General features: G+C 76.3%; 18 protein-coding genes. 5 read left to right on the plus strand and 13 right to left on the minus strand.

All coding sequences use genetic code 11. The features are described 5' to 3' along the window. Positions 1 to 21 precede the first annotated feature (21 nt). The 5 genes from hemC to ACI78V_RS01120 form a co-directional block, all read right to left on the minus strand. The gene (gene hemC, locus ACI78V_RS01100; RefSeq protein ID WP_456848054.1) at positions 22 to 1,005 is read right to left on the minus strand and encodes a hydroxymethylbilane synthase; all 984 of its coding nucleotides are present in this window, start codon (positions 1,003 to 1,005) and stop codon (positions 22 to 24) included. Further along, a complete protein-coding gene (locus tag ACI78V_RS01105) occupies positions 1,002 to 2,363 on the minus strand; it encodes a glutamyl-tRNA reductase (RefSeq protein ID WP_456848056.1) in 1,362 nt (453 codons plus the stop codon). Before ACI78V_RS01105 ends, hemC begins: the two co-directional genes overlap by 4 nt. Further along, the gene (locus tag ACI78V_RS01110; protein ID WP_456848058.1) at positions 2,360 to 3,019 is read right to left on the minus strand and encodes a redox-sensing transcriptional repressor Rex; all 660 of its coding nucleotides are present in this window, start codon (positions 3,017 to 3,019) and stop codon (positions 2,360 to 2,362) included. Before ACI78V_RS01110 ends, ACI78V_RS01105 begins: the two co-directional genes overlap by 4 nt. A 251-nt stretch (positions 3,020 to 3,270) precedes the next feature. Then, on the minus strand, positions 3,271 to 3,519 hold the full coding sequence (locus ACI78V_RS01115; RefSeq protein WP_456848060.1) for a glutaredoxin family protein: 249 nt from the start codon (positions 3,517 to 3,519) through the stop codon (positions 3,271 to 3,273). Next, positions 3,512 to 5,041 carry an AMP-binding protein gene (locus ACI78V_RS01120; RefSeq protein ID WP_456848062.1) on the minus strand — a complete coding sequence of 510 codons (1,530 nt, stop codon included), beginning with the start codon at positions 5,039 to 5,041 and terminating at the stop codon, positions 3,512 to 3,514. Before ACI78V_RS01120 ends, ACI78V_RS01115 begins: the two co-directional genes overlap by 8 nt. 202 nt (positions 5,042 to 5,243) lie before the next feature. Between ACI78V_RS01120 and ACI78V_RS01125 the strand changes: the two genes are divergently transcribed. The 3 genes from ACI78V_RS01125 to ACI78V_RS01135 all read left to right on the plus strand — a co-directional run bounded on the left by ACI78V_RS01125 (position 5,244) and on the right by ACI78V_RS01135 (position 8,280). Further along, positions 5,244 to 5,957: a sigma-70 family RNA polymerase sigma factor gene (locus ACI78V_RS01125; protein WP_456848064.1), complete on the plus strand. Its 714-nt coding sequence runs from the start codon at positions 5,244 to 5,246 to the stop codon at positions 5,955 to 5,957. Between the two features lie 109 nt (positions 5,958 to 6,066). Then, entirely contained in the window at positions 6,067 to 7,227 is a 1,161-nt protein-coding gene (locus ACI78V_RS01130) for a DUF5667 domain-containing protein (RefSeq protein WP_456848066.1), read from the plus strand. A 138-nt stretch (positions 7,228 to 7,365) separates the two neighbouring features. Beyond that, positions 7,366 to 8,280, plus strand: coding sequence for an HAD family hydrolase (locus ACI78V_RS01135; RefSeq protein WP_456848068.1), 915 nt, complete (start codon positions 7,366 to 7,368; stop codon positions 8,278 to 8,280). A 68-nt stretch (positions 8,281 to 8,348) separates the two neighbouring features. On the opposite strand, the gene ACI78V_RS01140 is transcribed toward ACI78V_RS01135, so the two are convergent. The 6 genes from ACI78V_RS01140 to ACI78V_RS01165 all read right to left on the minus strand — a co-directional run bounded on the left by ACI78V_RS01140 (position 8,349) and on the right by ACI78V_RS01165 (position 12,911). Further along, positions 8,349 to 9,254 carry a lysophospholipid acyltransferase family protein gene (locus ACI78V_RS01140; protein ID WP_456848070.1) on the minus strand — a complete coding sequence of 302 codons (906 nt, stop codon included), beginning with the start codon at positions 9,252 to 9,254 and terminating at the stop codon, positions 8,349 to 8,351. After that, a complete protein-coding gene (locus ACI78V_RS01145; RefSeq protein WP_456848072.1) occupies positions 9,247 to 10,353 on the minus strand; it encodes an NAD-dependent epimerase/dehydratase family protein in 1,107 nt (368 codons plus the stop codon). The genes ACI78V_RS01140 and ACI78V_RS01145 overlap by 8 nt, the downstream gene beginning before the upstream one ends. A gap of 10 nt (positions 10,354 to 10,363) precedes the next feature. Beyond that, positions 10,364 to 10,462 (minus strand): 30S ribosomal protein bS22, encoded by a 99-nt coding sequence (locus tag ACI78V_RS01150; RefSeq protein ID WP_012854759.1) that lies wholly within the window; start codon positions 10,460 to 10,462, stop codon positions 10,364 to 10,366. 291 nt (positions 10,463 to 10,753) lie between these two features. Then, positions 10,754 to 11,101 (minus strand): helix-turn-helix domain-containing protein, encoded by a 348-nt coding sequence (locus ACI78V_RS01155; RefSeq protein WP_456848074.1) that lies wholly within the window; start codon positions 11,099 to 11,101, stop codon positions 10,754 to 10,756. Positions 11,102 to 11,352: 251 nt separating this feature from the next. Further along, positions 11,353 to 12,171 carry a pyrroline-5-carboxylate reductase gene (gene proC, locus ACI78V_RS01160; protein ID WP_456848076.1) on the minus strand — a complete coding sequence of 273 codons (819 nt, stop codon included), beginning with the start codon at positions 12,169 to 12,171 and terminating at the stop codon, positions 11,353 to 11,355. Beyond that, on the minus strand, positions 12,168 to 12,911 hold the full coding sequence (locus tag ACI78V_RS01165; RefSeq protein WP_456848078.1) for a hypothetical protein: 744 nt from the start codon (positions 12,909 to 12,911) through the stop codon (positions 12,168 to 12,170). Before ACI78V_RS01165 ends, proC begins: the two co-directional genes overlap by 4 nt. Before the next feature lie 58 nt (positions 12,912 to 12,969). Between ACI78V_RS01165 and ACI78V_RS01170 the strand changes: the two genes are divergently transcribed. Next, positions 12,970 to 13,536 (plus strand): type 1 glutamine amidotransferase domain-containing protein, encoded by a 567-nt coding sequence (locus tag ACI78V_RS01170; RefSeq protein WP_456848080.1) that lies wholly within the window; start codon positions 12,970 to 12,972, stop codon positions 13,534 to 13,536. A 132-nt stretch (positions 13,537 to 13,668) separates the two neighbouring features. Here ACI78V_RS01170 and ACI78V_RS01175 read toward each other — a convergent pair whose 3' ends face one another. Both ACI78V_RS01175 and ACI78V_RS01180 read right to left on the minus strand, forming a co-directional pair. Next, a complete protein-coding gene (locus tag ACI78V_RS01175) occupies positions 13,669 to 14,427 on the minus strand; it encodes a hypothetical protein (protein WP_456848082.1) in 759 nt (252 codons plus the stop codon). Continuing rightward, a complete protein-coding gene (locus tag ACI78V_RS01180; RefSeq protein WP_456848084.1) occupies positions 14,424 to 15,371 on the minus strand; it encodes a Ppx/GppA phosphatase family protein in 948 nt (315 codons plus the stop codon). The genes ACI78V_RS01175 and ACI78V_RS01180 overlap by 4 nt, the downstream gene beginning before the upstream one ends. An 85-nt stretch (positions 15,372 to 15,456) precedes the next feature. Here ACI78V_RS01180 and ACI78V_RS01185 point away from each other — a divergent pair, with 85 nt between their 5' ends. Beyond that, positions 15,457 to 16,305 carry a hypothetical protein gene (locus tag ACI78V_RS01185; protein WP_456848086.1) on the plus strand — a complete coding sequence of 283 codons (849 nt, stop codon included), beginning with the start codon at positions 15,457 to 15,459 and terminating at the stop codon, positions 16,303 to 16,305. Positions 16,306 to 16,321: the final 16 nt, after the last annotated feature.

Genomic DNA, 16,321 nt, shown 5'->3' on the forward strand with positions numbered 1-16,321 from the left:
GCTGCCCGGCGGGGGTGGCGCTCATCGGGAGGCCGCCATGAGGTCGGCGGCGCCCCGGTCGATCAGGTCCGCGGCGAGCTCGCGCCCGAGCCGCTCGGCCTCGGCCGGCGGCCCGGTCAGCGAGCCGCGGACGCCGTCGCTGCCGTCGAGCGCGGTGACCGAGGCCCGCAGGAACAGCTCGGGGCCGTCCTCGCCCTCGGCCAGCTCGGCGTAGGCGGCGACCGGCGCGCTGCAGCCGGCCTCGAGCGCGGCCAGGGTGGTGCGCTCGGCGACCACGCAGGCCCGGGTGGCGGCGTCGTCCAGGGCCGCGAGCAGCTCCCGGGTACGGACGTCGTCGGCCCGGCACTCCACGGCCAGCGCGCCCTGCGCCGGGGCGGGCAGGACCTGCAGCGGGTCGAGGGTCTCGGTGACGGCGTCGAGCCGGCCCAGGCGGGTCAGCCCGGCACGGGCCAGGACGACGGCGTCCAGGTCGCCGTCCTGCCCCGCCCGCCCGGCCACGCGGGCCATCCGGGTGTCCACGTTGCCGCGGATCGGCACGACCTCCAGGCCGAGGCCGAGGGCGCGCAGTTGCGCGACCCGGCGCGGGGCGCCGGTGCCGACCCTGGACCCCGGCGGGAGCTCGCCGAGCGTGAGCCCGTCGCGGGCGACCAGCGCGTCGCGGGGGTCCTCCCGCGACGGGACGGCGGCCACGACCAGCCCGGGGTCGGGGGTCGTCGGGAGGTCCTTGAAACTGTGGACGGCGATGTCGACGGCGCCCTCGAGCAGCGCCTGGCGGATCGCCGCCACGAACACGCCCGTGCCGCCGAGCTGCGCGATCGCCGCCGAGGAACGGTCCCCCTCGGTGCTGATGTGCACCAGCTCCACGGGGACGCCGCTGGTCGCGGTGATCGCGTCGGCGACGGCCTGGGACTGGGTGGTCGCCAGCCGGCTGGCGCGGGTGCCCAGCCGCAACGGGGTCGTCGCCGTCGTCCCCGTGCTCTGCGGGGACCGCGCGAGGTCGGTCACGACTTCCCCCCGGCGCCGAGCTCGTCGGGGTCGACGGTGACCGCCTCGGCCAGGTTGGTCCGGTCCGGCGCGACCTCGGCGTCGATGCCGAGCCCGAACAGGGCCCGCAGCGCGTCGGCGTAGTCCACGCCGCCGGGGGCGCTGGCCAGCTCCTTGACCCGCACCGTCGGCTCGTGCAGCAGCTTGTCGACGACCCGGCGCACCGTGCGGGCCACCTCGTGGCGGGCCCGGGCGTCGAGGTCGGGCAGCCGGGCCGACAGCCGCAGCAGCTCGGCGTCCACGACCCCGGCGGCCTGGCTGCGCAGCGCCGACACCGTGGGCGCGACCGCGGCGGCCTGCCGCTCGGCGCGCAGCAGCGCGGTCTCGGCCTCGATCAGGGCGTGCGCGGCGGCGACGTCGTCGGCCGCGACCGGGCCGGCGGCGTGCCCGCCGCCGGCCGTCCGCTCGCCCTGGAGCAGGGCCAGGTCGACGACGTGCACGCCGGGCAGTGCCGCCACACCGGGGTCGACGTCGCGCGGCAGGGCGAGGTCGATGACGACCAGTGGCCGGCCGACGCGGCCGGCCATGGCCGTGGCGACGACGTCGGTGCCGACGACCAGCCCGCGTGCGCCGGTGCAGGTGACCAGCACGTCGGCGGCGGCGAGCTCCTCGGGAAGCGCGGACAGGTCGGCGGCGCGCCCCTCGACGGCGGCGGCCAGCCGCTGGGCGTGCTCGGGGGTGCGGCTGCTGACGGTGACCGTCGCCCCGCGGCGGGCCAGCGTGGTCGCGGCCAGCGCGCCCATCGAGCCGGCACCGACGACGAGCACGGGGCGGCCGGCCAGGTCGCCGATCCGCTCCTCGGCGCGGTCGAGGGAGACCGACACCAGCGAGGCGCCGGCCCGGTCGATGCCGGTCTCGGAGTGCACCCGCTTGCCGACCCGCAGCGCCCGCTGGGCCACCGGGTGCAGCGCCCGGCCCACGGTGCCCTGCTCGCGGGCGAGGGCGTAGGCGTTGCGGAGCTGGCCGAGCACCTGCGTCTCGCCGACCACCATCGAGTCCAGCCCGGCGGCCACCGTGAACAGGTGGGTGACGGCCTGCTCCTCGTAGTGCACCGTCACGTACGGCGAGAGCTCCTCGACCGTCGCGCCGGCCTGGCGGGCGAGGACCCGGCTGACCTCGGCGACGCCACCGTGGAAGCGGTCCACCTCGGCGAAGACCTCGACCCGGTTGCAGGTGGCCAGCACGATCGCCTCGCTGACGTGGTCGTTGCCGACCAGCTCGTGCAGCGCCTTGACCGTGTCCTCGGCGCCCATCGCGAACTGCTCGAGCAGCGCGACGGGTGCGTTCTGGTGGCTGACGCCCACCGCCAGCAGACTCATGCCAGCACCTCCACGGGCGCGGCCCCCCGCTGCTGGCCGAGGAAGGCGAGGACCTGCAGCTCCACGGAGAGGTCGACCTGACGGACGTCGACCCCCGCGGGCGCGGAGAGTGCCACCGGTGCGAAGTTCAAGATGCTCCTCACCCCGGCCGCGGTCAGCCGGTCGCAGACCGACTGGGCGACCTCGGCCGGTGTCGCGATGACCCCGATCGTGGCGGCCGCGCCGGCCACCACCTCGTCGAGTTCCTCCATGGGGCGGACCGGCTGCCCGCCGACCGCCACGCCCACCCGGGCCGGGTCGGCGTCGAACAGCCCGACGAAGCGGAAGCCGCGGCTGCCGAACCCGGCGTAGTCGGCCAGGGCCGCGCCGAGGTTGCCGATCCCGACGAGCACACAGGCGCGGGAACGCTCCACGCCGAGCACCCGGGCGATGCGGTCGCGCAGCGTGGCCACCTCGTAGCCCACGCCGCGCACCCCGCAGGGGCCCAGGTGGGAGAGGTCCTTGCGCAGCCCCGCCGGGTTGACGCCGGCCGCGGAGGCCAGCTCTCCCGAGGAGACGTTGCTGCGACCGCCGTCCGCGAGCCCGGTGAGGACCCGCAGGTACACGGCGAGGCGAGCGACGGTGGCCTCCGGGATCCGGGGCCGTGGTTGCGACACGGGCCTACTCCACAGCAGTCGTGCCCGTACGTCCGGCGGGTACCGGATGCGGTCGAACGACATCGGGGACGCGGGCGGATTGCCGCCCGGCGACAGCCACGGTAACCGCTTGTGAACGCAGGAACAAAGTCGCCGGGGGCCGGAGAGGCCGCAACCCAGCGCGTACGCGTCCCGCTGTGGTGGAGACCATACCAAGGGCCCCCTCGCCCCCCGCCACTCGCAGGCTCACGGCGGGCCCGCGAGGGGGCCGGTCAGGACAGTCCGAGGTCCCGGCGCAGCCGCGGCACGTCGACGGTGAAGTAGGAGTGCTCGCGGCCGTCGAGCAGCACCACGGGCACCCGGTCGCCGTACTCGGCCTGCAGGTCCGGGTCGGCGTCCACGTCGACCGCCACCGTGGCCAGGCCGGCCTCCGCGGCGATCTGCTCGAGGGTGGTGGCCGCGTTCTCGCACAGGTGGCAGCCCTGACGGGTGATCAGCTGCAACCGGACCGCCTCAGTCATCGCCGGCCCCCGCGGGCTGCTGTCCGCTCAACCCGAGCTCCCGCAGCCGCGCCCGGCTCACCTTGCCGGTCAGCGAGTGCGGCAGCGCGGCCAGCACCTGCACCGAGGTGGGCACCTTGTACCGCGCGAGGGACGCCGCGGCGTGGTCGCGGAGCTCCTCGAACGTCACCTGGTGACCGGGGCGCAGCGCCACCACCGCGCGCACGGCCGCCCCGGTCCGCGGGTCGGGGACCCCGATGACGGCGCTCTCGGCGACCGCCGGGTGGCTGTCGAGCACTCGTTCCACCTCCGCCGGGTAGACGTTGAAGCCGCTCACCAGGACCAGGTCGCTGCGCCGGTCGACCAGGTGCAGGTCGCCGTCCGCGTCCGCGTAGGCGAGGTCACCGGTGGCCAGCCAGCCGCCGGCGTCCGGACCGTCCGCGCCGTCGGGCCAGTACCCGGAGAAGAGGTTGGGTCCCCGCACCCAGATCTCCCCGGGACCGTCCTCGGTGAGGTCGCCGCCGTCGCCGCCGGTCTCGTGGAGGGCGGTGTCGCGCAGGCGGACCTCGACGCCGGGCAGCGGGCCACCGATGCAGGCCGGCTTGGCCCGGCCGGTGGCCAGGGTGCTGGCCACCACCGGGCCGGCCTCGGTCAGCCCGTACCCCTCCCAGACGGTCACCGCGGCCCGCTCCCGCATCGCCGTCCAGACCTCCGGGGGCAGCGGCGCGGCCCCGCTGGAGGCCATCCGGACGGCGGCGAAGGCGCGGCGCAGGTCGGCGTCGGAGCCCGCGGCGTCGGCCGCGGCCAGCCACGCCTGGTACATCGGCGGGGCGCCCGGCACGGCCGTGACCTCCTCCCGCGCCATCAGCGCCAGCGTCGCCGCCGGGTCGAACGCCTCCACCAGCACGGTGCAGGCACCGGTCGCCGCGACCAGCCCGAACCCGGCGTTGAGCCCGTAGACGTGGAACAGCGGCAGGACCAGCAGGACCCGGTCGTCGGGGCGGACCGGCGCCGGCTGCACCGCCAGGCACTGCTGCTGGTTGGCCCGCAGCGCGGCCGACGTCAGCATGGCGCCGCGCGGGCGGCCGGTGGTGCCGCTGGTGTAGGCCAGGAAGGCCAGTGCAGCGGGGTCGTCGTCCACCGTGGGTGGTGCCGCCTCCGCGGACGGCGGGCCGGCCACCACGGGGACCCCCGCCGGCGACGCGCGCTCCTCCGCCGCGACCAGCAGCGCGGCGCCGGAGTCGGTGAGCAGGTACTCCAGCTCGGCGTCGGTGTACGCGGTGTTCACCGGGACGACGGCCAGCCCGGCACGCAGGGCGCCGAGGGCGGCCCGCAGCCAGTCGGCGCCGTTGGGCAGCTGCACCGCGACCCGCTCCCCCGGCGACAGTCCCCCGGCCGCGTACCCGGCGGCCGCGCTGTCCACCTGCGCGTCGAGCTCCGCCCAGGTGAGCCGCTCGGCCCCGGCGACCACCGCCGGCGCCCCCGGCCGCTCCCGGGCCGCCGTCCGCACGAGCGAGGACAGCGACGTACCGACGTCGGTCATGCGCATCTCCTCCGGTGGAGCGGCCATGGCCACCCGCGGGAAGGGCCACGACACGACGAGTGATCGGGGTGGCGTGGACGGGCTGCAGTGATGTTGTCACCATGGGCGCTGCCCCGCAGCACCGCGCGCCTTCCCCACCGGGGTCGGCGCGCCCCCTGGGAGCCGGAGGGCTCGACGGGCCGACGAGGAGACGAACGCCCGCATGCCCCAGCCGCGCCAGGTGGACGAGTGGCCGTCCGCCGCCCCGCGGCGACCCACCCCGCACCCGCGGCGCGTCGCCGGTGCCGGGCCGCCCACCGAGGACGCCGTCCGGGACGAGCCGGACGCCGCCGTGGAGCCCGCCGCCCTCGACCCGGTGGCCCCGCCGCCGGCGGTCGACGTCTGGGAGCTGGTGCGACGGGCCCAGCAGGGGGACGCCGAGGCGTTCGGGGAGCTCTACGACCACTACGTGACGGTGGTCTTCCGGTACCTGTACCACCGGGTCGGCGACCGTGCGCTGGTCGAGGACCTCACCAGCGAGACGTTCGTGCGGGCGCTGCGGCGGATCGACTCGCTGACCTACCAGGGGCGTGACGTCGGCGCCTGGCTGGTCACCATCGCCCGCAACCTCCTCCGCGACCACCTGAAGAGCAGCCGCTTCCGGCTCGAGCTGACCACCGCGGACATGCGCGACGCCGACCGCGCCACCGACGGCCCGGAGGACGCCGTCGTGCAGCGGCTGACCAACGAGCAACTGCTGACCTGCGTGCGACAGCTGGGCGCCGAGCAGCAGGAGTGCATCTCACTGCGCTTCCTGCAGGGCCTGTCGGTGGCGGAGACCGCGGCGGTCATGGGGAAGAAGGACGGCGCGATCAAGGCGCTGCAGCACCGCGCGGTGCGCCGCCTGGCCGGCCTGCTGCCGGAGGGACTGCGATGAACGCCACCCCGGTCCCCCGCCGGTACCCCGTGACGGCGCGCCCGCCGATGTCGTTGCCGGGGTGGGTGCCCGCCGGCCGGCGGTGCACCCGATCGTCGGGAGGTCAGAGGTGAGCACGGACGACGGCGCCGCGCCCGTGGCCTCCCACCCTGCCGCCGTGCGGGACCGGGAGGACGCCGTCGTCGTCCGCCTGCAGGCGCTGGCCGCCGACCTCGACGACGCGCCCGACCCCGCGTTCCGTGCGGCCACCCGGGACCGGCTGGTGGCGATGGCAGCCGTGCGCCCGCCGCAGCCGGCGCCGTCCCGGCTGCGGCGGCTGGTGGCGACCCGGGCCGACGACGCCCTCGGACGTCCGTGGCGCACCCGCCTCACCACCGGGCTGGCCGGAGCGGCGCTGACCGTGACCACCCTCGCGGCCCTGGTCGCGCTCGCCACCGACGCCGGGCCGGGCGACGTCCTCTACGGCGTCAAGCGCGGCACCGAGCAGAGCCGGCTGGCCCTGGCCGGCGACGACCGCGGGCTCACGCTGCTGCAGTTCGCCACCACCCGGCTGGCCGAGGTCGACGCCCTCGACGGCGCCGGCCCGGCCGACGTCGTCGTCGCGCTGCTGGACACCATGGACGCGCAGACGGCCGAGGGGGCCGCCCTGCTGGCGGGCCGGGCGGTCGCCGGCGGGGACGCCGCGCCCCTGCACGAGCTCGCCGGCTGGGCCGCGGAGCAGACCCACGCGCTAACGGTGCTGGCACCCGAGCTCACGGCCGGCACCGACGACGCCGCACGCGAGTCCGCGGACCTGCTGGCCCGGGTGACCGACCGCGCCGCCGGCCTGGCGGTCGCGCTGTCCTGCCCGGGCGGGCCGGCCACCGCCGGCACCGACGCCCTCGGCCCGGTGCCGGCCCCCTGTGCGACCGGGACCGACGTCGCGCCGCCCGCGACCGCGGCACCGCAGGCCCCCGCCACCGGCAGCACCCCGGGGATGCCGGCACCCGGCTCCGCGGCGTCCCCGACGCCCCCTCCGGCCCCCGCGCCCGAGCCGGGGCCCACGGCCGGGGCGCCGGGCGGCACCGGCGTCCCGGTGCCGGCCACGCCGCCGTCCGCCGAGGCGCCGCAGGTCCCCACGTCCACCCGGGCCGGGCCCGCGCCCGGTGGCGCCCGTGGCGTGCCCGGCCCGGCCGTGCCCACCCCGACGGTGACGCGGCCGCCCCGGACCCCTCCGCCACCGCTGGTCGAGACGCCGCTGCCGATCTGCCTGCCGTTCCTCGTCTGCTGACGTCTGCTGAGCCCGGCACGTCCGCTGCACCCGCGACCGCGGGCCCGTGGCGGCCCAACTAGGGTTCGGGACCGGGTCCACCACCAGCCCCGCGGACCGGTCGTGCGCCGGCCACGCCGGGTCGACAGGGAGGTCGTCGTGCCGGGACTGCCCTTCCGGAGCCGCCGCGCGCGGCGGGCGGGCGGGCTGCCCGACGAGGAGACCCGGGCGCACGTCGCCGGTGCCGCGTCGGCCGCGGCCGCCGAGGTCGAGCCGGCGCCGGCCGTCGTCCCCGACCTGACCTCGGCGGCCTTCTTCGACGTCGACAACACGATGATGATGGGCGCGTCGCTCTTCTGGTTCGCCCGCGGGCTGGCCGCCCGCAAGTACTTCCGGGCGCGGGACCTCGCGCTGTTCGTGTGGCAGCAGGCCAAGTTCCGGGTCGCCGGCAACGAGAGCGCCGACGACATGCACACCATCCGGGAGAACGCCCTCGCGTTCGTCGCCGGCCGCCCGGTCGACGAGATCGTCGCGGTGAGCGAGGAGATCTACGACGAGCTGATGGCCGACCGGATCTGGGCCGGCACGCGGGTGCTGGCCCAGAAGCACCTCGACGCCGGCCAGCGCGTCTGGCTGGTCACCGCCACGCCGGTGGAGCTGGCCCGCATCATCGCCCACCGGCTGGGCCTCACCGGCGCGCTGGGCACCGTCGCGGAGGTGGTCGACGGGCAGTACACCGGCCGGCTGGTCGGCGAGCTGATGCACGGTGAGGCGAAGGCCGAGGCGGTGCGGGCCCTGGCCGAGCGGGAGGGTCTGGACCTCTCCCGGTGCACCGCCTACAGCGACAGCTCCAACGACCTGCCGATGCTGACGCTGGTCGGGACGGCGGTGGCGGTGAACCCCGACACCGAGCTGCGCGCCGTCGCCCGCTCCCGCGGCTGGGACGTCCGCGACTTCCGCACCGGACGCAAGGCCGCCAAGATCGGCGTCCCCACGGTCGCGGCCGCAGCGCTGTCCGGCGGGATCGTCGGCGGGGCACTGGCCCTCCGCCGCCGCAACCGCTGGCCGTGGTGACGTGCTGGAACGGCCCTCGTCCGGGGCCGCGCCGAGCGGGCGAGGCGTGGGGGGACGAGGGTCCGTCGTCAGCCGAAGACGGACCTGCGCTGCAGGAGCAGCTGGTAGATCGACTGCTGGATGGTCTCGCGCACCTGGTCGGTCAGGTTGAACACCAGCATCGGGTCCTCGGCGGCCGCCGGCCCGTACGACGCGGTCTCGATCGGCTCCCCGAAGGCGATCAGCCACTTCGACGGCAGCGGCACCAGCCCGAGCGGGCCGAGCACCGGGAAGGTCGGCGTGATCGGGAAGTACGGCAGGCCGAGCAGCCGGGCGACGGTCTTGGCGTTGCCGAGCATCGGGTAGATCTCCTCGGCGCCCACGATGGCGCACGGGATGATCGGCGCCCCGGTGCGCAGTGCCGCCGTGACGAAGCCGCCCCGGCCGAACCGCTGCAGGGTGTAGCGCTCGCGGAACGGCTTGCCGATGCCCTTGAAGCCCTCCGGGAACACGCCGACCAGCTCGCCGCCGGTGAGCAGGCGCTCGGCGTCCTCGTTGCAGGCCAGCGTGGTGCCCATCTTCCGGGAGACGGAGCCGACGAAGGGCAGCTCGAACACGAGGTCGGCACCGAGCAGCCGCAGCCGCCGCTGCGCGGGGTGGTCGTCGTGCAGGGCGACCGTCGTCATCAGCGCGTCGATCGGCACGGTGCCGGAGTGGTTGGCCACGACCAGCGCGCCGCCGGTGTCGGGGACGTTCTCCACCCCGTGCGTCTCCACCCGGAACCAGCGGGAGAACAGCGGGCGCAACAGCGGCAGCAGCACGTGGTCGGTGAGGTCGGGGTCGAAGCCGAACTCGTCGGTGTCGTAGTCGCCGGTCAGCCGGCGGCGGAGGAACTCCAGCCCACCGGCGAGCTGCTCCTCCCAGCTCGGCGACGTCCGCGGCACACGGGGTTCGTCGTCCTCGGGCCGCAGCGGGATGACCCGGGCCTCAGGCATCGCGCACCGCCCGCAGCCCCGGGGCCGGCGGCGCCGGGCGCAGCCGCTGTCCGACCGAGGCGACCGTCGCGCCCACCCGGTCCACCACGGCCTGGGCCCGCGACGTCACGCTGCCGACCAGTTCCGGGGGGACGACGGGGGGCACCGTGCTGGCGTAGTCGGCCAGGGCCTCGGCAGTGGTGAAGCGCGGCGTGTAGCCGAACTCCTCGCGCAGGACCGTCGTGTCGACCACCCGGCCGAAGTTGAGGAAGCGCATCTGTTCCGGGGAGTAGTCGACGAACCCGAACCGCCGGGTGAGGCGCCCCACCGACCCCAGCGTGGGCGAGGGCAGCGGCACCTGCAGCCGGCCGAGCCGGCGGATGACCTGTGACAGCAACAGGGTGCCCTCCCCGCCGACGTTGACCGTGCCGTGGAAGTCACCGGTGGTGGCCCTGGCGAGCACCGCGAGCGCGTCGTCCTCGTGCAGCAGCTGCACCCGCGCGTCGTAGCCGAGCGCCGTGGGGACGACGGGCATCCGCAGGAAGTGCGTGAGCAGGGAGTCGATGCGCGGGCCGATGAAGTTGGTGAACCGCAGGGCCGCCACCCCGACGTCGGGCCGGCGGCGGGCGAAGGACCGGACGTACCCCTCGATGTCGAGGCTGTCCTTGGCGAACCCGCCCGAGGGGACCCGCCGGGCCTGCATGGCCTCGGTGAAGACGGCCGGGTCGCGCGAGGAGGCGCCGTAGACGGCGCTGGTCGACTTGAGCACGAACCGGCGCACCGACGGTGCGCGCTGGCAGGCGGCCAGGAGCTGCATCGTGCCGATGACGTTGAGCTCCTTCATCGGCCCGCGCCCGCCGGAGCCGGCCGGCGCCGAGCTGATGTTCATGTGCACGACCGTGTCGACCGAGGCCGTCGCGATGACCTTGCCGATCAGCGGGTTGCGGATGTCGGCGCGCACGAACTCGGTGCGGCCGAGGCGCCGGAGGACCTCCGGCGCCGGGGGGACGGTGTCCACCCCGATGACCCGTGCGATGGACCGGTCGCGAGCGAGCTCGGCCGCCAGCGCACCCCCGAGCCACCGGCTCACACCGGTGACCAGGACGACCGCGGGCGGCACGAGCGTCAGCTCACTTCTTGTTGCGTCGCTGGACGCGGGTCTTCTTCAGCAGCTTGCGGTGCTTCTTCTTCGCCATCCGCTTGCGGCGCTTCTTGATGACCGAACCCATGCCCTGTGCTCCTGGTGTCGTCGCGGCGCGACGTCCGGAGGGGACCAGGGTCCCGTCGGCCGCCGCGCGAGGTGATCAGCTCGTGTGCGACGGCCGGTCCTGCATCGACCCGGCGTCGCTCGGCGCCCGAGCGTACCCGGCGCCCCCGCGGCGACGCTGCCGCGGGAACGGAGCCGGCACCGAGCCCTCCCCCTCAGGGGTGGCCACCCCGCAGGGGGCCCGCCGCGGCCCGCCCCTCGCGGTGCGAGGAGGACGGGGTCCGCCCACGGCGAGGGGCAGGAGGGTCTGCTCTCAGGCGATGTCGGTGTAGGCGTCGCGCAGGTAGTCCTGGACGGCGCGCTCCGGCACGCGGAACGAACGGCCGACGCGGACGGCGGAGAGCTCGCCGGCGTGGACGAGGCGGTACACGGTCATCTTGGAGACCCGCATCATGCTGGCGACCTCGGCCACGGTCAGGAAGGTGACCGACGCGCGGGGCGCGGGGACGGCCGGGCGGCCGACCGGCATGGCGGCCGGGTGGGCCGGGGCGATCGGACGGGCCATCTGGGCGGCCGAGATCGGACGGCCGACCTGACGCGGGGCCGGGACGCCGGGACGGGCGTAGGCGGCGGCAGTGGCGGTGCGCTGGGGCATGCTCATGACTTCATCTCCGGACCTAGCACGCGTCGGGCGCCGGCTTCCCCACCGACTACGGGACACGCACGTGCTGATACAGAGCGTAGGGGGACAGGCGTGACAGAAGCGATGGAAGAAACGGACATGCGGACCGGTCCGTCCTGGGCAGAACTACACCTATGTAGCCACGTCGACTTGTGCCCGGGCGCGTCATCGACGACACGTCCGCATCCGACCACGGAACGTCGACAAAGCGCCGCACTCGAGCGGTAGGGTCAGCGACCCTCGGGACGCCGACCGAGCTCGACCGACCGGGCGTGCGCCGCCTCGATGGCCGCGATGAGCGCGGCGCGGACGCCGTGCCGCTCCAGCTCGCGGATCGCCGCGATCGTCGTCCCGCCGGGGCTGGTGACCGCCTCCCGCAGCTGCACGGGGTGCTCCCCGGAGTCGCGCAGCATCACCGCCGACCCCAGCGCGGTCTGCACGATGAGGTCGGCGGCCAGCTCGCGCTGGAGGCCCAGCAGGATGCCGGCGTCGATCATCGCCTCGACGAGGTAGAAGAAGTAGGCCGGACCGCTGCCCGACAGGGCGGTGACCGCGTCCTGCTGGCTCTCGGGCACCCGGCGCACCCTCCCCACCGCGGCCAGCAACGCCTCTGCCTCGTCCAGGTGCGCCTCGTCGGCGTGCGCGCCGGCCGAGAGGACCGACATCCCCTCGTCGACCAGGGCCGGGGTGTTCGGCATGACCCGCACGACCGGCACGCCGTCGGACAGCGCCGCCTCGATGGTGGACGTCGGGACGCCGGCGGCCACCGAGACGACGAGGTGCCCCGGGTCGACGACGCCGGTGAGGCGGCCCAGCAGCGTGCCGATGTCCTGGGGCTTGACCGCCAGCAGCAGCACGCGGGCGCGGGCGGCCGCCTCCTCCAGGCCCAGGGCGGGCACCCCGTACCGCTCGGCGAGCTCCGCGGCGCGCTCCGGGTGCCGTTCGCAGACGAGGATGCCGTCCGTGCCGCCGCGGCGGACCAGCCCCGACAGCAGGGCCTCGCCGATCTTGCCGCCTCCGATGATCGCCAGACCCGACCGCGCGGTCATCGCAGACCCGCCAGCCGGCGCAGCGCCGCGACGGCGACACCCTCCCCCGAGGGGACGGCGACCCGCACCCCGTACCCACCGGCGACCAGCCGGCGCTGCTGCTCGGTGCGGACTCTCCACGGCATGACGTACTCCCAGCTGTCCGGTGTTCGCTCGTTCCAGGCGGCCCGCTCGCCGGTGATGGCGATCAGCCGCGGGTCGGTGGTGCCGACCGCGGGCCGGCCGGCTCCCGCCATCAGCACGTTCAGGCAGCGCACGAACGCCAGGTCCGCCGCGGCCCCCCGCCCCGAGGTCAGGCGGACCCGCCCGCCGGCGAGGGCACGGCAGCGCTGCTCGGCGCCGGGGCGGTCGGCCGGCACCACCACGACCGGCGCGGGCAGGTCCGCGGTCAGGGTGTCGACCTGCCCGGCGTCCCCGTCGAGGGCCACGCCGAGCCCGGCGTCGGCGGCGGCCCCCGCCACCACTGCGGCGTCCGCGGCACCGAGCCGGTCCACCGGGACGGTGAGCTCGCACCGGTCGGCCAGCCCCGCGCCGGCGACCCGCGCGACGAGCTCGCGCAGCTCCGCGACGGGGTCGGCGGGGTCGGCGGCGGGCCGGTGCCCGAGGGCGACGGCGAAGCCGGCGGCGGTCAGCTCGGCCGCGGTCCGGACCGCGTCGTCGACCCGCGGGCCGGCTCCGGTGAGGGCACCGGGACGCCGGCCGAGCAGGCGGCGCACCGGCGTGGGGGTCTGCGTGCGCACGTGCCGAACGTAGTGCGGGGGCGTGTGCCGTCGTCGGGGCCGGGGTAGCGGCGGCCGCATGGCAGGAGAACTGGACGGGATGAAGGTGGCGGTCCTGGCGACCGACGGCGTGGAGCAGGTGGAGCTCGACCGGCCGTGGCAGGCGCTGGAGGAGGCGGGGGCCGAGCCGGAGCTGGTGTCGCTGGAGGCGGGGCAGATCACCGCCTACGACCACATCGACAAGGCCGACAAGAAGAAGGTCGACGTCCCCGTGAGCTCCGCCGACCCCGACGAGTACGCGGCGCTGGTGCTCCCCGGTGGCGTCATCAACGGCGACTTCATCCGTGCCGACGCCGACGCCGTGGCCTTCGTGCGGGCCTTCTTCGAGTCGGGGAAGCCGGTCGCGGCGATCTGCCACGCGCCGTGGGTGCTGGCCGAGGCCGACGTCGTGCGAGGGCGCCGGATGACCTCGTGGCCGTCCCTGCAGACCGACCTGCGCAACGCGGGCGCGAAGTGGGTCGACGAGGAGGTCGTCGTCGACGGCAACCTGGTGACCAGCCGCAACCCCGACGACCTCGACGCGTTCACCGCCGCGATGGTCGAGCAGTTCGCGGCCGGGCCGGAGGAGGACGAGGAGGAGGACTGAGGGCGGACCCCCTGGCCCGCCACTCGTGGGAGGCCCCGTCCCCGGCCCTGCGCGGGCTCAGGGGCCGGGACGGGGCCGGCAGGCCCCGGGAGGGAGCCGGGGCGGGGCCGGCAGGCCCCGGCAGGGGGCCGATCAGCTGCCGGAGAGCAGGCCGGCGGCCGGTGCGATCGTCAGGACCGTCCCGGCGAAGACCAGGACGCCGACCAGCCGGAAGCCGGCCGGCTCCTTGTCCTGCCGCTGCCGCCACGCCCCGACGCCGGCCACGAGCGCGGCGACGGCGAGCGGCGCCAGCACCACGGCCAGGTAGGGCAGCAGCTCCCACAGCACGGTGAACAGGAAGTAGATGCCGACGCCGGCGGCGAGGGCGACGACCAGCTCGCCGGCGAAGCGCAGCCACGCCAGCGCGCCCTCCCGGGGGCCGAGCGCCTCGTCGTCGAGCAGCGGGGCGTCGTCGTCGGACCGGACGACCGGGATCGGACCGGTGGAGGGGCCCGGGTCGGCCGGCGCCTGGGCCCGGGTCGGGCCGGTGGCCGACGGTGCCGCGCCGGGGACACCGGGCTTCTGCGACGGGCGCAGGCCCGGGATCGCGGCCGTGGAGGGCTCCGGCCGGGCACGCCTGCGGTCGGGGGTGGGCGTCGGGCGGGCGAGGTCTCCGGTCCGGTCGACGGCGCGGCGGCCGAACGGGGCGCGCTCACCGACGCGGCCGGTGTCGCTCGGACGTTCCCCGCCACTCCCCCGCTGGCGCACGCCGGTGTCGGAGTCGTCGTCCCGGCGGCGCCGCCCCCGTGCCGGGGACTCGACCCCGGCCTCCCGGAGGATGTCGGCCAGCGGCCGGCCGCCGGTCTCCGGGTCCCGGCGGGACGTGCCCCGCTCCCCAGGGGACGTGGTCACTGCTCTTCCCCCAACCAGTCCAGTCGCCGCAGGATGACGCCCTCCCGCAGCGCCCACGGGCAGATCCGGACGGACGGTACGTCCAGGGCCCGCATCGCCGCGCGCGCCACGACGGCACCGGCGGGCACCTGGTGGGCGCGGTCGGGGGACACGCCCTGCAGCTCGGCCAGCGCCGAGGACTCGATGCGGGACACGAAGCCGATCAGCTGGCCGAGGCCGTCCGCGGTGAGCTGGCGCGGTGCCCGCAGCCCGGCGGAGTAGGGCGCCGCACCGGTCAGCCGGGCGAGGGTCCGGAAGGTCTTGCTGGTCGCGGCCACGAGGTCCGGCGGCCCGCCGGCCAGCAACTTCTTCGCGGCCGGCTTGAGCAGGTCGGCGGCGTACTCGTCGAGCTCCTGCAGGGCGCGCAGGTCGGGACGCCCGCCGGTGCGGGCGTCGGGGAGGTAGCGGCGGGTCATCCGGCCGGCACCCAGTGGCAGGGACAGGGCGACGTCCGGGTCCTCGTCCACGCCGCTGGCCAGCTCCAGCGAGCCGCCGCCGATGTCCAGCACGAGCAGCCGGCCGGCGCTCCACCCGAACCACCGGCGGACGGCGAGGAAGGTCAGCCGCGCCTCCTCCTCGCCAGTGGTCACCTGCAGGTCGACGCCGGTCCGCTCCCGGACCCGCGCCAGCACCTCCAGGCCGTTCCCCGCCTCCCGGATCGCGGAGGTCACCAGCGCCAGCAGCTCCTCGCAGCCCTGCCGCTCGGCCTGGTCGCAGGCCTTGCGCACCGCCTTGACCAACGCCTTCTCGCCCTCCTTGGACAGGAGGTCGTTGCGGCCGACGTGCTCGGCGAGGCGGAGGACCTCGCGCTCGTCGTGCATCGGGGTCGGGTGCGCGCCCCTGTGCGCGTCGACCACCAGCAGGTGGACGGTGTTCGATCCGACGTCCAGCACCCCGAGCCGCATGCGGTCAGTCTGCCGGTCGCCGCCGGAGCGGGCTGATCCGGTCAGCAGCCGGGGGCGTCCCCGCCGCGGCTCCTACGCTGGCCAGGTGCACGACGTCCCCCCCGAGGTGCCACTGGACTTCGCCCGCGAGTGGGTCGAGTTCCCCGACCCCGCCGATCCCGCGCACGTCGTCCGCGCCGACCTGACGTGGCTCTCCTCCGCCTGGACCTGCGTGTTCGGCCGCGGCTGCGCCGGGGTGGTCGAGGGCCGTCCGGACGACGGCTGTTGCAGCCACGGCGCCTTCTTCACCGACGAGGACGACCTGGCCCGGGTGACCGCCGCCGTCGCCGACCTCACCGACGAGGACTGGCAGCTGGCTCCCGTCGGCCGCGGCGCCTGGACCGAGGAGGACGCCGCCGACGACGACGAGGGTGGCGTCCGCTCGCTGCGCACCCGGCGGGTCGACGGCGCGTGCGTCTTCCTCAACCGGCCGGGGTTCCCGGGGGGCACCGGCTGCGCGCTGCACCGCATGGCGCTCCGGGAGGACCTGCACCCGCTGCTCACCAAGCCCGACGTCTGCTGGCAGCTGCCGGTGCGGCGGGAACAGGAGGAGGTCCGGCGGCCGGACGGCACCACGGTGCTGGTGTCGAGCATCGGCGAGTTCGACCGGCGGGGGTGGGGCCCCGGCGGGCACGACCTGCACTGGTGGTGCACCGGGTCGCCGGCCGCGCACGTCTCCCCGGAGCCGCTGGTGCTGACCTACGCCGCGGAGCTCACCGCACTCCTCGGGGGCGCGGCGTACGAGGAGCTGCGCCGGCTCACCGAGGCCCGGCTGGACCAGGGGCTGGTCGCCCCGCACCCGGCCAGCCCGCGACCGGTCCCGCTCGTGCTGCACCGTCGCCGGCCGGACGCGGAGCCGGGGGCCGACCACCCGCACGGGGTGCGCCGGGCCTGACCCCGGGCTCGCCGCC

Source organism: Geodermatophilus sp. SYSU D00742 (assembly GCF_054049935.1).

Excerpts from the sequence above, each read along its gene's own strand:
- ACI78V_RS01105 (WP_456848056.1), bottom strand. The coding sequence starts at position 2,363 with ATGAGTCTGCTGGCGGTGGGCGTCAGCCACCAGAACGCACCCGTCGCG.
- ACI78V_RS01115 (WP_456848060.1), bottom strand. The coding sequence starts at position 3,519 with ATGACTGAGGCGGTCCGGTTGCAGCTGATCACCCGTCAGGGCTGCCAC.
- ACI78V_RS01120 (WP_456848062.1), bottom strand. The coding sequence starts at position 5,041 with ATGACCGACGTCGGTACGTCGCTGTCCTCGCTCGTGCGGACGGCGGCC.
- ACI78V_RS01125 (WP_456848064.1), top strand. The coding sequence starts at position 5,244 with ATGCCCCAGCCGCGCCAGGTGGACGAGTGGCCGTCCGCCGCCCCGCGG.
- ACI78V_RS01140 (WP_456848070.1), bottom strand. The coding sequence starts at position 9,254 with ATGCCTGAGGCCCGGGTCATCCCGCTGCGGCCCGAGGACGACGAACCC.
- ACI78V_RS01150 (WP_012854759.1), bottom strand. The coding sequence starts at position 10,462 with ATGGGTTCGGTCATCAAGAAGCGCCGCAAGCGGATGGCGAAGAAGAAG.
- ACI78V_RS01155 (WP_456848074.1), bottom strand. The coding sequence starts at position 11,101 with ATGAGCATGCCCCAGCGCACCGCCACTGCCGCCGCCTACGCCCGTCCC.
- proC (WP_456848076.1), bottom strand. The coding sequence starts at position 12,171 with ATGACCGCGCGGTCGGGTCTGGCGATCATCGGAGGCGGCAAGATCGGC.
- ACI78V_RS01170 (WP_456848080.1), top strand. The coding sequence starts at position 12,970 with ATGGCAGGAGAACTGGACGGGATGAAGGTGGCGGTCCTGGCGACCGAC.
- ACI78V_RS01180 (WP_456848084.1), bottom strand. The coding sequence starts at position 15,371 with ATGCGGCTCGGGGTGCTGGACGTCGGATCGAACACCGTCCACCTGCTG.